General features: G+C 68.8%; 13 protein-coding genes and 2 pseudogenes. 7 read left to right on the top strand and 8 right to left on the bottom strand.

Annotated elements, in window-relative coordinates; all coding sequences use genetic code 11:
* Both ftsH and A5622_RS16515 read right to left on the bottom strand, forming a co-directional pair.
* Positions 1–1,760, bottom strand: a 1,760-nt coding sequence (gene ftsH / locus A5622_RS16520; protein ID WP_066867262.1) for an ATP-dependent zinc metalloprotease FtsH, incomplete at its 3' end; no start/stop codon positions are given.
* A 266-nt stretch (positions 1,761–2,026) separates the two neighbouring features.
* Entirely contained in the window at positions 2,027–2,440 is a 414-nt protein-coding gene (locus A5622_RS16515; protein WP_066880029.1) for a VOC family protein, read from the bottom strand.
* 103 nt (positions 2,441–2,543) lie between these two features.
* Between A5622_RS16515 and A5622_RS16510 the strand changes: the two genes are divergently transcribed.
* The 4 genes from A5622_RS16510 to A5622_RS16495 are packed head-to-tail and all read left to right on the top strand — an operon-like array spanning position 2,544 to position 7,319.
* Positions 2,544–3,506, top strand: a complete 963-nt coding sequence (locus tag A5622_RS16510) for an alpha/beta fold hydrolase (protein WP_197508031.1) — start codon at positions 2,544–2,546, stop codon at positions 3,504–3,506.
* A complete protein-coding gene (locus tag A5622_RS16505) occupies positions 3,503–4,690 on the top strand; it encodes an LLM class flavin-dependent oxidoreductase (RefSeq protein WP_066880025.1) in 1,188 nt (395 codons plus the stop codon). Before A5622_RS16510 ends, A5622_RS16505 begins: the two co-directional genes overlap by 4 nt.
* A complete protein-coding gene (locus A5622_RS16500; protein WP_066880023.1) occupies positions 4,690–5,703 on the top strand; it encodes a zinc-binding dehydrogenase in 1,014 nt (337 codons plus the stop codon). The genes A5622_RS16505 and A5622_RS16500 overlap by 1 nt, the downstream gene beginning before the upstream one ends.
* Before the next feature lie 32 nt (positions 5,704–5,735).
* The gene (locus A5622_RS16495) at positions 5,736–7,319 is read left to right on the top strand and encodes an HNH endonuclease signature motif containing protein (RefSeq protein ID WP_066880021.1); all 1,584 of its coding nucleotides are present in this window, start codon (positions 5,736–5,738) and stop codon (positions 7,317–7,319) included.
* 26 nt (positions 7,320–7,345) lie between these two features.
* Here A5622_RS16495 and A5622_RS16490 read toward each other — a convergent pair whose 3' ends face one another.
* Positions 7,346–8,545 (bottom strand): PPE family protein, encoded by a 1,200-nt coding sequence (locus A5622_RS16490; protein WP_066880020.1) that lies wholly within the window; start codon positions 8,543–8,545, stop codon positions 7,346–7,348.
* Positions 8,546–8,556: 11 nt separating this feature from the next.
* Positions 8,557–8,856: a PE family protein gene (locus tag A5622_RS16485; protein ID WP_066867248.1), complete on the bottom strand. Its 300-nt coding sequence runs from the start codon at positions 8,854–8,856 to the stop codon at positions 8,557–8,559.
* Positions 8,857–9,347: 491 nt separating this feature from the next.
* Here A5622_RS16485 and A5622_RS16480 point away from each other — a divergent pair, with 491 nt between their 5' ends.
* Positions 9,348–9,569 carry a hypothetical protein gene (locus A5622_RS16480; protein WP_066880033.1) on the top strand — a complete coding sequence of 74 codons (222 nt, stop codon included), beginning with the start codon at positions 9,348–9,350 and terminating at the stop codon, positions 9,567–9,569.
* A 42-nt stretch (positions 9,570–9,611) separates the two neighbouring features.
* Entirely contained in the window at positions 9,612–10,352 is a 741-nt protein-coding gene (locus A5622_RS16475) for an SIMPL domain-containing protein (RefSeq protein ID WP_066880019.1), read from the top strand.
* A gap of 12 nt (positions 10,353–10,364) precedes the next feature.
* On the opposite strand, the gene hpt is transcribed toward A5622_RS16475, so the two are convergent.
* The 4 genes and pseudogenes from hpt to dacB form a co-directional block, all read right to left on the bottom strand.
* Entirely contained in the window at positions 10,365–10,976 is a 612-nt protein-coding gene (gene hpt, locus A5622_RS16470; protein WP_066867244.1) for a hypoxanthine phosphoribosyltransferase, read from the bottom strand.
* A gap of 50 nt (positions 10,977–11,026) precedes the next feature.
* Positions 11,027–11,989 (bottom strand): tRNA lysidine(34) synthetase TilS, encoded by a 963-nt coding sequence (gene tilS, locus A5622_RS16465; protein ID WP_066880018.1) that lies wholly within the window; start codon positions 11,987–11,989, stop codon positions 11,027–11,029.
* On the bottom strand, positions 11,968–13,041 hold the full coding sequence (locus tag A5622_RS16460) for a zinc-dependent metalloprotease (RefSeq protein WP_066880031.1): 1,074 nt from the start codon (positions 13,039–13,041) through the stop codon (positions 11,968–11,970). The genes tilS and A5622_RS16460 overlap by 22 nt, the downstream gene beginning before the upstream one ends.
* Positions 13,038–13,763: pseudogene (gene dacB / locus A5622_RS16455) on the bottom strand (D-alanyl-D-alanine carboxypeptidase/D-alanyl-D-alanine-endopeptidase); the annotation flags it as partial. The gene A5622_RS16460 and the pseudogene dacB, both read right to left, overlap by 4 nt.
* Here dacB and A5622_RS30815 point away from each other — a divergent pair.
* Positions 13,757–13,831: pseudogene (locus A5622_RS30815) on the top strand (hypothetical protein); the annotation flags it as partial. The pseudogenes dacB and A5622_RS30815 sit on opposite strands and share 7 nt — an antisense overlap.

Genomic DNA, 13,831 nt, shown 5'->3' with positions numbered 1-13,831 from the left:
AGCTGGCCCGCCAAAATGTCGAGAATGTCGCGGTATTCGGTGAGGATCTCCCACGCCTCGGTGTGGGCGGCCTCGATCAACTTGCGGATCTCGTCGTCGATATCGCGGGCGACCTCGTGTGAATAGTCCGCCTGAGTTCCCATGGTGCGGCCCAGGAACGGGTCGCCGTGCTCCGAACCGTATTTGACCGCACCCAGTTTGGAGCTCATCCCGAATTCGGTGACCATCGCGCGGGCGATCTTGGTCGCCTGCTCGATGTCGGACACCGCGCCGGTCGTCGGCTCGCGGAAGACCAGCTCCTCGGCGGCGCGTCCGCCCATCGCGAACACCAGCTGAGCGATCATCTCCGAGCGGGTCCGCAGGCCCTTGTCTTCCTCCGGTACCGCCACCGCGTGACCGCCGGTGCGCCCACGAGCCAGGATGGTCACCTTGTAGATCGGCTCGATGTCGGGCATCGCCCAGGCGGCCAGCGTGTGCCCGCCCTCGTGGTAGGCGGTGATCTTCTTTTCCTGCTCGCTGATGATGCGGCCCTTGCGGCGCGGCCCACCGATCACCCGGTCGACCGCCTCCTCCAGCGCGGCGCTGGTGATGACGGTGCCGTTCTCGCGGGCGGTGAGGAGCGCGGCCTCGTTGATGACGTTGGCCAGGTCGGCGCCGGTCATGCCGACAGTGCGCTTGGCCAGCCCGGCGAGGTCGGCGTCCGGGCCGATCGGCTTGCCCTTGGAGTGCACTTCCAGCACCGCTTTGCGGCCCGCCAGGTCCGGGTTGGAGACCGGGATCTGCCGGTCGAAGCGGCCGGGACGCAGCAATGCGGGGTCCAGGATGTCGGGCCGGTTGGTGGCCGCGATCAGGATGACGCCCGCGCGCGGGTCGAACCCGTCCATCTCGACCAGCAACTGGTTCAGCGTCTGCTCGCGCTCGTCGTGGCCGCCGCCCAGGCCCGCGCCGCGCTGGCGGCCCACCGCGTCGATCTCGTCGACGAAGATGATGCACGGATTGTTCTGCTTGGCCTGCTCGAACAGGTCACGCACGCGGGACGCGCCGACGCCGACGAACATTTCGACGAAGTCGGAGCCCGAGATCGTGAAGAACGGAACCCCGGCCTCCCCGGCCACCGCGCGGGCCAGCAGCGTCTTACCGGTTCCCGGCGGACCATAAAGCAGCACGCCCTTGGGGATCTTGGCGCCCAGCGCCTGGTAGCGGCCGGGGTTCTGCAGGAAGTCCTTGATCTCGTAGAGCTCCTCGACCGCCTCGTCGACGCCGGCGACGTCGGCGAAGGTGGTCTTGGGCATGTCCTTGGAGAGCTGTTTGGCGCGCGACTTGCCGAATCCGAAGCCCATCCGGGCGCCGCCCTGCATGCGGGAGAACATCACGAACAGCCCGACCAGCAGCAGCAGCGGCAGCACGTAGACCAGCAACTCGCCCAGGATGCTGCCCTGGTTGACGACGGTGCTGACCTTGGCGTTCTTGGCGCTCAGCGCGTTGAACAGGTCCACCGCGTAGCCGCTCGGGAACTTGGTGATGACCTTGTCCGAATTGTCGGTGTCGCCATTGCCCTTCTTCAGGGTCAATCGCAGTTGCTGTTCGCGGTCGTCGATCTGCGCGCTCTTGACGTTGTCGCCGTTGATCTGGGACATCGCCACGGAGGTGTCGACGGGCTTATAGCCGCGGGTGTCGTCGCTGAAGTAGAAGAACGACCAACCGAGCAGCACCACGACAGCGATTGCCGTGATGGTGCGAATCACGTTTTTCCGGTTCATCAATCATCGGCCTTGCCGGCCAGGTCCTTCCCCGATATACACGCAGCTGGAAAAGTCCAGGCTACCGCTAGCGGAGATCGCCAGCTCCGGCAGAGCCGGGGCGCCGCGGGTCTCCGCCGTCGTGCCTAGCGGAGATCGCCAGCTCCGGCAGAGCCGGGGCGCCGCGGGTCTTCGCCATCGTGCCTAGCGGAGATCGCCAGCTCCGGCAGAGCCGGGGCGCCGGGGGTCTCCGCCGTCCTGCTCAGTTAACGACCGGCAGTTCCCCACTACTCGTAGTAGCGGGCCTCGACGACGTTGCCGTCCGGATCGGCGAAGTAGTACCCCTGCGGCGCCCAGCCCCGGGCGCCGAAGCTCTGGTTCAGCCGCGCGCCGGTATCCACGCCCGCGGCCTGCAGTCGCCGGTCCAGCGCGTCGTATTCGGCCTTCGACAGCGCCAGGCAGACATGGTTGACCGGGTGCCCGGCGCTGCCCTCGATGCGGGTCAGAGCCTCGGTGGCCGAGACGCTTTCGGCCGGCATCAAGTCGATGATCGAGTCCGCGCAGATCCGCACGCTCGGAAACGGCGCCTCGCCGGCCTCGAATTCGTCGAACCGGACGGGCTCGAGCCCGACCACGCGGGTGTAGAAGTCCATCGAGATCGGCGGGCTTTTCGTCCAGAGCACCACATGGTCGAGTCGCATCGAGTCGAGTATTCCCGGCTTTCGGCCCGTCGGGCCGCGATTCGGCTAAGCCGAACCGGTTCGGGGCCTTCTCAGCCAGCAACCATTGTGCTTTGGTGGGACGGTGCCCCCAACCGAACGGTTAGTAGATACCAATGGTGTGCGGCTACGGGTAATCGAAGCGGGCGAACGTGGCGCACCGGTGGTGCTCCTGGCGCACGGCTTCCCCGAACTGGCCTACTCCTGGCGCCACCAGATATCCGTCCTCGCCGATGCCGGCTATCACGTGCTGGCGCCCGATCAGCGCGGCTACGGCGGTTCGGATCGTCCGGACGGCGTCGACGCCTACGACATCCATCACTTGACGGCCGATCTGGTCGGCCTGCTCGACGACGTCGGCGCGCAGCGCGCCGTGTGGGTCGGGCACGACTGGGGCGCCGCCGTGGTGTGGAACGCCCCGCTGCTGCATCCGGATCGGGTGGCGGCCGTCGCCGCGCTGAGCGTGCCGGTGACGCCGCGCCCGCACGTGGCGCCGACGAAGGCGTGGCGCAAGATGTTCGGCGAGAACTTCTTCTACATCCTGTACTTCCAGGAGCCCGGTATCGCCGACGCCGAATTGAACGCCGATCCCGCCCGGGTGATCCGTCGCATGATCGGCAGCCTGCGGACCGACGGCAAGGATGCGCTGGTGCGGATGGCCACCCCCGGTCCGGAAGGCTTCATCGACCGCCTTCCCGAGCCGGACGGACTGCCGGACTGGATAACCCAGGACGAACTGGACCACTACATCGCCGAGTTCTCCCGCACCGGCTTCACGGGCGGGCTGAACTGGTACCGCAATTTCGACCGCAACTGGGAGACCACCCCCGAACTCGACGGGGTGAAGATCCCGGTCCCCTGCTTGTTCATCGGCGGGACGGCCGATCCCGTTCTGTCCTTCACCAGCACCGACCGCGCGGCCGACGCGATCTCCGGTCCGTACCGAGAGGTGATGATCGATGGCGCCGGGCATTGGCTGCAGCAGGAGCGCCCCGACGAGGTGAATGCGGCCTTGCTGGAATTCCTCAACGGATTGGAGCTGCAATGAGCGCGCCCCTGCGTTTTGGAGTATTTATCACGCCGTTTCACCCCGTCGGCCAATCTCCCACGGTGGCACTGGAATACGACATGGAACGGGTCGTCGCGCTGGACCGCCTCGGCTTCGACGAGGCCTGGTTCGGCGAGCATCATTCCGGCGGCTACGAACTGATCGCCTGCCCGGAGGTGTTCATCGCCGCGGCTGCCGAGCGGACCAAACACATCCGGCTGGGCACCGGCGTGGTGTCGCTGCCCTACCACCATCCGCTCATGGTGGCCGATCGCTGGGTGCTGCTGGACCACCTGACCCGCGGCCGGGTGATGTTCGGGACCGGGCCGGGCGCCCTGCCCTCGGACGCCTACATGATGGGCATCGACCCGATCGAGCAGCGCCGGATGATGCAGGAGTCGCTCGAGGCGATCCTGGCGCTGTTCCGCGCGGCACCCACCGAACGCATCGACCGGCACTCGGACTGGTTCACCCTGCGCGACGCGCAATTGCACATCCGGCCCTACACCTGGCCCTACCCCGAAATATCCACGGCCGCAATGATTTCGCCGTCGGGACCGCGGCTGGCCGGTGCGCTCGGCACTTCGCTGCTGTCGCTGTCGATGTCGGTGCCCGGCGGCTACGCGGCGCTGGAGACCACCTGGGACGTGGTGCGCGAACAGGCCGCGAAGGCCGGCCGGGACGAACCGGACCGCGCCGACTGGCGCGTCCTGAGCATCATGCACGTCGCGGACAGCCGCGAGCAGGCCATCGACGACTGCACCTACGGGTTACAGGATTTCGCGAACTACTTCGGCGCCGCAGGATTCGTGCCGCTGGCCAACAGCGTAGAAGGCACCCAGACGCCGCACGAGTTCGTCGCCGACTACGCGGCCAAGGGCAACTGCTGCATCGGCACCCCGGAGGACGCCATCGCTCACATCGAGGACCTGCTCGACCGCTCCGGCGGCTTCGGCACGCTGCTGATGCTCGGCCACGACTGGGCATCGCCGCAGGCGACGTACCATAGCTATGACCTGATGGCGCGCAAGGTGATTCCGCATTTCAAACGACAGCTCGAGGCGTCGCGGTCGTCGCACGACTGGGCGAAGGCCAAGCGTGACCAGTTGATCGGCCGGGCGGGCGAGGCCGTGGTCAAGGCCATCACCGAACACGTCGACGAGCAGAAAGACGCGGTGCACTGATGCGCGCGGCAGTGTTGCGGGACGGCCGCATGGTCTATCGGGACGACGTGCCCGACCCGATACCGGAGACCGGTCAGGTACTGGTCGGCGTGCGGGCCTGCGGAATCTGCGGCTCCGACCTGCATTTCGCCGCCCACGGCGCCCAGGTGCTGGAAATGAGCGACCGGGTGGCCGGCGGCACGGGCGGCATGCACGTGGACCTGAGCCACGACATCTTCATGGGTCACGAGTTCAGCGCCGAAATACTCGAAGCCGGGCCCGACACCGAGACCCATCCGCCGGGCACCATGGTGACGTCATTGCCGGTGCTGTTGTCCGCCAAGGGCGTCGAACCGATCGTCTACAGCAACAGCACCATCGGCGGCTACGCCGAACGGATGCTGCTCTCGGCGCCGCTGCTGCTGCCGATCCCCAACGGGCTGGACCTCAAGCACGCCGCGCTCACCGAGCCGATGGCGGTGGGGCTGCACGCGGTCAACAAGTCCAACATCGCGCCCGCTGAGACGGCCCTGGTGCTCGGCTGCGGCCCGATCGGGATCGCCATTATCGCCGCGCTTCGGGCCAAAGGTGTCGAAACCATTGTGGCGTCGGACTTTTCGCCCAAGCGGCGCGAGCTGGCCACCGCGATGGGCGCTCACCAGACGCTGGATCCGGCGCAGGGTTCACCCTTCGACACCGTCAAGCCCGCGGTGGTGTTCGAGGCGGTCGGTGTGCCCGGCATCATCGACGACGTGCTGCTGCGGGCGCGGCCCGGTACCCGCCTGGTGGTGGCCGGCGTGTGCATGCAACCCGACACCGTGCACCCGTTCTTCGCGATCGCCAAAGAGATCAACGTGCAATTCGTGCTCGCCTACACCCCCGACGAGTTCGCCGATTCGCTGCGCGCCCTGGCCGAGGGCGACATCGACGTCAGCCCGCTGATCACCGGCGAGGTCGGCCTCGACGGGGTGGGCGCGGCGTTCGACGACCTGGCCGACCCCGAGCGGCACTGCAAGATCCTCGTCACGCCCTAAGGCTTGTCGGGGGCCGGGCTATAATCGAACGTATGTTCGAGTTACCGACGGACCCCGCCGCGTTGGTGGAGGTGATCGAGTCCACCCATCGGGAGGAATCGATGCTGGTGGCCCGTCGCCTGGCGGCGGTGGCGGCGTTGCTTCGCCACCGGGTCTCCACCGCCGCGCGGCCGGACCGGGAGTACGCGGAGATCGACGGCTTCGAGCAGACCGCCGCCGAGGTCGCAGCCGCGATGAACCTCTCGCCCGCGGGAGCCAGCTACCTGGTGTCATATGCGGAGGCGCTCGACATCAGGCTGCCCAGGGTCGCGGCCCTGCTGGCCGAAGGCCGAACGGATTGGCGCACAGTGCGATTGATCATCACCCGCACCGACCTGGTCACCGACGGGGAAGCGCTGGCCAAGCTCGACCTATCACTGGCCGGCCGCATCGGCAACTGGCATGGCTGGTCGCGGCAGCGGATCGTCAACGCGGTAGACGCCGCCGTGCGCGCCTGCGATCCCGACGCGGCCCGTGAGCGCCGCCTGGCCGCCGAAAACGACCGCCACGTCGCAATCCGTGCCAAAGGGGACGGGATGGCCGAGATCTACGGCTCGGTCGCCGCGACCGCGGCGGCCGCCTTCGACCGCCGGCTCGCACAGCTCGCCAAGCAGGTGTGTGCGGCCGACCCCCGGACATTCGATCAGCGCCGGGCCGACGCGCTGGCGGCATTGAGCGAGGGCCGCGGATTGGCCTGCGCCTGCGGGCAACCGGAGTGTCCGGCCCGTGCGGGCGCTCACGATGCTGATGCCGATCGGACCGGGGCGCGGGTGGTCATCAACGTAGTGGCCAGCGAAGAGACCGTGAACGCCGACGGCGCCTTGCCCGGCTATCTGGAGGGCTACGGCGTCATCGACGCCGAGCAGGTACGCCAATTGGCCGCCGCCGCATCGATGCTCATCGCCAATCCGCTGACCAGTCCGGTCGAGGCACTGCGTTATCAACCGTCCGCCGCATTGGAGCGGGCCGTCCGGTGCCGCGACCTCACCTGCCGGTTCCCGGGATGCAGCCGGCCGGCAATGGCGTGCGACCTCGACCACACCGTCCCCTTCAACCACCAAGATCCGACCGCGGGCGGCCGGACCACCGCGGAAAATCTGAAATGCCTGTGCCGCCAACATCATCGACTCAAAACCTTCGGCGGCTGGCATGACGAGCAACTTGCCGACGGCACCGTGGTGTGGACGTCGCCGAGCGGCCGAATTTACCGGACCTCGCCCACCGGGGCCGACCTGTTCCCACAGCCGCGTGGTCCGGCATGCGCCGCGCCCGCGCCCAGGAGGCGCAGCCTGTCACAGCAGCGAAGCGCGCGAATTGCATACGCTCGCAAGCACAACCGCGAGACCCGGCCGATCAATGAAGCTCGATCGCGGCTAGCACGGGCCCGTGCAGACGAAATCGCGTCGCGCAAGTTCCGAAACCACATGCGCGACATGCTGGTGCTGTTCAAGGGCACGCCTAGCACCAGCCCGTTCTGCACCTGGGTGAACGATCCCCGAGAACCGGAGGAACTGCCAAGCGATTGGGTGCCCGACGAGCCAACGCTGCAACCCGTACCGGACGACCCGCCCTTCTGATTCATCCCAAGCTTTTCGACTTCAGATCAGCCGCCCGCCGGGGGTTGTGCGATGACGGTGGGCTTGAAGCCGTATCGGGGCGCCACAAGGTGGGCCGCGGTGCCGCGCCCGGCCCCGCCGGTGGGAACCATCGGCACGCCACCCACCGCATTGGTGGCACGTTCAACGGCCCCCGCGGCGGTGGCGCCGTTGAGCGCCACGGCGACCGAGGGCGTCGACGGGGCCGCGCTCGCCCAGGCCGCCGGGACCGATAATCCACCGACCGACGCCGCCTTGCCGACTGCTCCGCCGATCGCGCCTATCGAGCCCAGCCCCGCGCCCGAAACGGCCGCGGGGACAGCCGCTTCCGCGGCTTTGGCGGCCCCCTCGGCCGCGGACTTCGCGGCCGGCATGAAGCCCTGCGCGAGGCTCTGGATGTCTTTGAACGAGGTGGTGAAAAGCCGCGTCGGCGAAATCAACCGGATGAACGCGTCGAACGGCGTGCTGGCATCCAACGTTTGCGATCCGGTCAGGCCCTCCAACAGATCACCCAACGGGCCGCTCACCACCAGGCCATCGCCTTCGGGGTTGAGGCTGATCCCGCCCAGGGAGAACGCGGGGTTGTTCGTTGCTTGGGCCACCGCCGCGGCCTGACCGGCGGTCCCGGTGGGATTGGTCGCTTGGGACACCGCCGCGGCCTGAGAGGCCGCGCCGGCCGGGTTGGTCGCGGGTTCGGCCGGCTCGAACGGCGGCAACGTCGACGCGGCGGCCGACGTTCCGGCGTATCCGTACATCGCGGCGGCGTCTTGCGCCCACATCTCACCGTATTGGGCCTCAGTGGCCGCAATGGCCGGGATGTTCTGGCCGAGGAAGTTCGTCGCCAGCAACTCCGTCAGCAACGCCCGGTTCGCCGCGATCACCGGCGGTGGCACCGTCGCGGCGAACGCCGCCTCGTAGGCGCCCGCCGCCGCTACCGCCTGAGCGGCAACGTGTTCGGCGCGATCGACCGTGTCGCGCAACCACGCCACCTGCGGAAGTACCGCCGTCAGCATGGACGCGGCGGCCGGCCCCTGCCAAGGTCCGTCCGTGAGGCCCGCGATCACCGCCGCGTAGGCGGAAGCCGCGGAGTGCAGCTCGGCGGCCAGGCCGTCCCAGGCCGCCGCGGCCGCCAGCAGCGGACCTGAGCCGGGTCCCGAGTACATCAACGCGGAGTTGATCTCGGGCGGCAACTGCGCAAAATCGAGCATCGCGAGCTCGCCTAACCGACCGCGGCGGTGTTGGCGATCTCCGTGGCGGCGTACGAACCGGCGCTGATGCCGAGCATCGTCGCCAGCTGCTCACGAATCACCGCGGCCTGCGCGCTGATTTCCTGGAACAGCTGGCCGTGCCGGGAGAACTGTTGCGCGGTCAATATCGATACCGCGTCGGCCGCGGCGGGAGCCACACTGGTCGTGGGAACCGCCACCGCCGAACTTCCCTCCCGCACGGCCGCATTGATCCGGTTCAGCTCGCGGGAAGCCGCATCCAGTATTTCCGGCTGCGCCATCAAAAAAGACATGACTTCTCAAAACCCTTTCACATCAATAGTTCTCGGGCACTCGTCCAGGTGCCGAGTCGGACGCCTGGCCACGTTAGGTCAGTCGTGTCTCGAGATGACAGCCCCAGAGGCGCTAATTCACGGCCGGGACGAAAACTGTTCACTTAGCTGATCTGGAATGCTGCGACTTTTGCAATCCATATGAAAGTCGTTGTGTGCACACATATTTGAGGCCATATATGAACTCATATGAGACCTCTGTGCCGCCCGCCCGGGTTTGCCCGCGGCGCACGAGACGGCTCTGCCCAGGCGTGGCCGAGCCTGGGTGCGGCACAACCAGGAGACCTACGCCCTGGATACGCACGAGCAGCTGCACGCAATATCGGGCTATGAGCAACACAACGTCAGCCTGGTCGGCCAGCACTAACCAAGCAGCACCTTGATGCGGGGACTAATCGACTCTCCGGTTCGGCTCACCTAGCATGCGGGCACACCAAACCCTTCCCGGCGCAGTGCGATTGACCGCCCTGGGCGTGGGCTTCCTGGTGGGGCCGGTCGCAACGCCCGCCCTGCTGTGGCTGACTTTGGTCCTGGACCTGCCGCTGGTGCTGATAATCGTCCTGCTCATCGTCATGGTGCTCATGTCAAACGGGCTGTCGCACCTCATCATTCGCGTATGCGGGCTGAACGAAACCGGTGGCTTCGGCCGAAACGCCGACAACGCCGCGGCGTAAATCGCGCCCACCGACCGCGGCCCGGACGCTAGGGTGCCAGGCATGCCGGTCGCACCGAATGCCTCGAGGTTTGTCCGCCGATCGATCGCCGCGGTCGCGGCCGGCCTGACCATCGCCGCGGTGTCGGCGTGCGACAAGCACAACGCGCCGCAGCCCGGGGCCAACCCCCGTCAGGTCACGGTCGTCGGCACCGGCCAGGTCCAGGGCGTCCCGGACACCCTGACCGCCGACGTGGGCATCGAATTCACCGCACCCGACGTCACCACCGCGATGAACCAGACCAACGACCGGCAACAGGCGGTGATCAACGCACTTACCGGCGCCGGCATCGACCGTAAGGACATCGGCACCACCGAGGTCACCCTGTCCCCCGAATACAACAACCCGGAGCCCAGCGGCACCGCCGCCATCACCGCCTACCGCGCCACCAACGCCATCGCCGTCAAGATCCACCCGGCTGACGCCGCGTCGCGGCTGCTGGCCCTCATCGTCGGCACCGGCGGCGATGCCACCCGGATCAAGTCGGTTCGCTATTCCATCGCCGACGATTCGCAGCTGGTGAAGGACGCCCGGTCCCGCGCGTTCAACGACGCCAAGAACCGCGCCGACCAGTACGCCCAGCTGTCCGGGCTTCGGCTGGGCCGGGTGCTGTCCATCTCGGAGGCCACCGGTGCCACCCCACCGCCGGTCGGGGCGCCACGGGCCATGCCGTCCATGGTTCCGCTGGAGCCCGGCCAGCAGACCGTGAACTTCTCGGTGACCGCGGTGTGGGAGTTGGACTAGCGGCGGTCGCGGCTACTGCTGGTAGACCCTGGGGTCCAGCGTGCCGATGTAGGACAGGTCCCGGTAGCGCTCGTCGTAGTCGAGGCCGTAGCCCACGACGAAGTCGTTGGGGATGTCGAAGCCCACGTAGGCGATGTCCACGTGCGCGCCCTGCGCGTCGGGCTTGCGCAGCAGCGTGCACACCCGCAGCGACCGCGGGTGCCGCGTCTTGAGGTTGCGCAACAGCCAGGACAGGGTGAGTCCCGAGTCCACGACGTCCTCGACGATCAACACGTCGCGCCCCTCGATATCGCGGTCCAGGTCCTTGAGGATCCGCACCACCCCCGAGGAGGACGTCGACGACCCGTACGAGCTGACGGCCATGAATTCGAACTGGGTGGGCAGCGGGATCGCCCGGGCCAGGTCGGTGACAAAGATCACAGCTCCCTTGAGCACCGTGATCAGTAGCAGGTCCTGACCGGTCTGCGTCGCGGCGTCGCGGTAGCTCTCGCCGATTTCGTGGCCGAGTTCGGCGATTCGCGCCTGAATTTGCGCCGACGTAAGCAGGACAGACTTGATATCCCCGGGGTAAAGCTCCGCGGGCTGAGCGGGGGTGATCGCCGAGGAGATCTGGGCCACGCCCACAGAGTGCCACGACGGCGGGCGAATAACCAACGGCAGCCCCGACATTGCGGTTAACGGACCGGCTCGCGCCACAGCGTCAGCAGGCCGTCGCGGCGGCCCGCGAACAATCTCTCGCCAGGCGACGACGACCCCACCGCCACCCCACCCTGCCCGTGCCAGCGGGTGACCAGGGCGTCGACCGCCCGGATTTGCTTGTCGGTCAGGCCGGTTGCGCCGCCGGCCAGCAGCCACGCCCGGATCACCCGGCGCCGCACGGGGGCGTCCAGTGCCGCCAGCGCCTGCACCCGCAGGCCGGCGTCCGCGCGGGCCCCCGGCAGCGCCCGGGCGGCCAGCGTGTCGAGCAGCTCGGAGTCCTCCCGCAACGCGGTCGCGGTGCGGGCCAGCGCCTCGGCCACGCCGCCGCCGAGCACGTCTTCCAGCAGCGGCAGCACCTCGGTGCGCAGCCGGGTCCGGGTGAAGCGGCGGTCGGTGTTGTGCGGATCCTGCCAGGGCGTCAGGCCCAGCTCCCGGCACGCGGCGTGCGTCACCGCCCGGCGCATCGCCAACAGGGGCCGGCACCACGGCGGATCGTAGGGACGCATCCCGGCGATCGAGCGCACCCCGGATCCGCGGCCCAGGCCCAGCAACACCGTCTCGGCTTGGTCGTCGAGCGTGTGACCCAGCAGCACCGGGCCGCTGTGCTGGGCGCTCAACGCGGCGTAGCGGGCGGCGCGCGCCGCCGCCTCGGGACCGCCCTGGTTGCCCACCCGGACCCGAACCACTTGGGCCGCAACGCATCCCAATGCCAGGGCCTGAGCCCGCGCGGTGGCGGCGACGGCGGCCGAGTCGGGTTGCAGCCCGTGGTCGACGACCACCGCCGTGGTGGGCCGCAGCCGGGCGGCCACGGCGGTGAGGGCCAGGGAATCGGGTCCGCCGGACAGCGCCACGCACCACGGATCGTCGGTGGCGAGGTGGGTCTTGGCGAACGCCTCGACAGCCGCACGCAGCTGTTCTACAGCACCCTGTCGATCCATCGCTGGGGTTCTTCGATCTCGATGGGCAGCGGGAGCGTCTCGGGGCCGGTCCAGATGGCGTTGAACCGGGCCATGCCCACCTGGCCCACCACGTGGTCGACGAACGCCTTGCCGCGGGTGTACTGGCTGAGCTTGGCGTCGAGTCCCAGCAGCGCGCGCAACAACCGCTGCAGTGGCGGTTGCTTGCGGTGGCGGCGCTCGTCGAACCGGCGGCGGATGGTGGCCACCGACGGCACCGCCATCGGCCCGACGGCGTCCATGACGTGGTCGGCGTGGCCCTCCAGCAGGGTGCCCAGCACCAGCAGCCGGTCCAGCGCCTGCCGTTGCGGTTCGGACTGCACCGCGCGCACCAGGCCGAGGATCCCGGCCGAGTTGGCGTCGGATTCCGGGGCCCCGCTGCCGCGGTTGCGGGCGTATTCAGCCAGCCGGCCGATCACCTGCCCCATGTCCTCCCCGGCGTCGCGGGTCAACAGGCCAAGCGCTTGCGACATGTAATCGGGCAGCCACGGGTTGGCGGTGAACTGCACGCGATGGGTCACCTCGTGCAGGCACACCCACAGCCGGAAGTCGGACGGCTCGATGCGAAGCTGCCGCTCGACGGCGAGGACGTTGGGATACACCAGCAGCAGACAGCCGGTCCGGGCGCCGTCAGCGGCGGCGAACGGGTCGTATTGGCCGAGGATCCCCGAGGAGACGTAAGCCAGGACGGCGCCCGTCTGCGCGCCGGTGACGCGGCCGGTGAAAAAGCCGCGCGGCTTCTCGGCGCCGTTCATCATCACCCGCATCGACTCGGTGGCCGCGGCGATCCAATCGGGGCGGTCGACGATGCGGGCGGCCGGCACATGGCCCCTGTCAAAGCCGTCGGTGATCAGGCCGGTGACGTCACGCACCAACGGTTCGGCCTTGACCGACGAGGTGGCGAGTTCGTCGATCACCTGGCGGCGGGTGTAGTCGCTGGACGGCGGGCCGGGCCTGGCCAGCCGCCGACCCACCGTGGCCGCGAATCGCCAGTCGACCGCGGTGCCCAGCGTCAGCTCCGACGCCGGCGTCATGAGCACCCACAGGACCACAGCCGGGTCGCCAGCGCGTCCATCACGTTGCGGCCGTTCGGGCCGGCGTTGTTGGAGATGAACGCGAAGGTGAGCACCCGGCCGCTGCGGTCGGTGAGCACCCCGGCCAGCGCGTTGATGCCGGTCAGGGAGCCGGTTTTGGCCCGCAGCCAGCCCGCCGGCCCCTGGGCCGTGGAGGCGTCGGTGAAGCGATCGGCCAGCGTCCCGCTACCGGCGGCGATGGGGAGCAGGTCCAGCAGCGCCCGCAGCGACGGCTGGTCGGGCCCGGCCGCCGCCTGCAGCACGCCGTCGAGCGTCTTGGCCGTCAACCGGTCGTCGACTGAGAGTCCACTGGAATCCAGCAGCACCACGCCCGCGGTGTCGACGTGGGCGGTGGTCAGCCGGTTGGTCACCGCGTCGGCGGCGCCGGCGAAGCTGCGCGGCCGGTTGATCGCCGCCGCCACCTCGCGGGCAATGCTCTCGGCCAGCACGTTGTCGGAGTGGTCCATCATCTCGGACAGCCGCTGGACCAGCGGCGCCGACTGCACCACCGCCAGCTGCCGGGCTCCCGACGGCGCGGTGGCGATCGTCACCGCGTTGGGGTCCAGGCCCAGCGCCTTGGCCAGCTCCCGGCCGGCGTCCAGGGCCGGGGTGCGGGACCGCCGCGAGTTGACCGTGCTCGGCTGGATGCGTCCGGCGTCGATCATCACCGACTCGATCGGCGCGGATCAGCGACCTCGTCGAGCAGATCCGGCGCAGCGGCGTGACGCCGACCGCGGTGCAGGTGGGCACC

This window comes from Mycobacterium sp. 1245801.1 (genome assembly GCF_001673055.1).
GTDB classification, from domain to species: Bacteria; Actinomycetota; Actinomycetes; order Mycobacteriales; family Mycobacteriaceae; genus Mycobacterium; species Mycobacterium europaeum_A.
This window is presented reverse-complemented; position numbering and strand designations above follow the sequence as displayed.

What these genes read in the sequence shown, in the direction of transcription:
- A5622_RS16515 (WP_066880029.1), bottom strand. Translation starts at nt 2,440, where the DNA reads ATGCGACTCGACCATGTGGTGCTCTGGACGAAAAGCCCGCCGATCTCG.
- A5622_RS16505 (WP_066880025.1), top strand. Translation starts at nt 3,503, where the DNA reads ATGAGCGCGCCCCTGCGTTTTGGAGTATTTATCACGCCGTTTCACCCC.
- A5622_RS16500 (WP_066880023.1), top strand. Translation starts at nt 4,690, where the DNA reads ATGCGCGCGGCAGTGTTGCGGGACGGCCGCATGGTCTATCGGGACGAC.
- A5622_RS16495 (WP_066880021.1), top strand. Translation starts at nt 5,736, where the DNA reads ATGTTCGAGTTACCGACGGACCCCGCCGCGTTGGTGGAGGTGATCGAG.
- A5622_RS16490 (WP_066880020.1), bottom strand. Translation starts at nt 8,545, where the DNA reads ATGCTCGATTTTGCGCAGTTGCCGCCCGAGATCAACTCCGCGTTGATG.
- A5622_RS16485 (WP_066867248.1), bottom strand. Translation starts at nt 8,856, where the DNA reads ATGTCTTTTTTGATGGCGCAGCCGGAAATACTGGATGCGGCTTCCCGC.
- A5622_RS16475 (WP_066880019.1), top strand. Translation starts at nt 9,612, where the DNA reads ATGCCGGTCGCACCGAATGCCTCGAGGTTTGTCCGCCGATCGATCGCC.
- tilS (WP_066880018.1), bottom strand. Translation starts at nt 11,989, where the DNA reads ATGGATCGACAGGGTGCTGTAGAACAGCTGCGTGCGGCTGTCGAGGCG.
- A5622_RS16460 (WP_066880031.1), bottom strand. Translation starts at nt 13,041, where the DNA reads ATGACGCCGGCGTCGGAGCTGACGCTGGGCACCGCGGTCGACTGGCGA.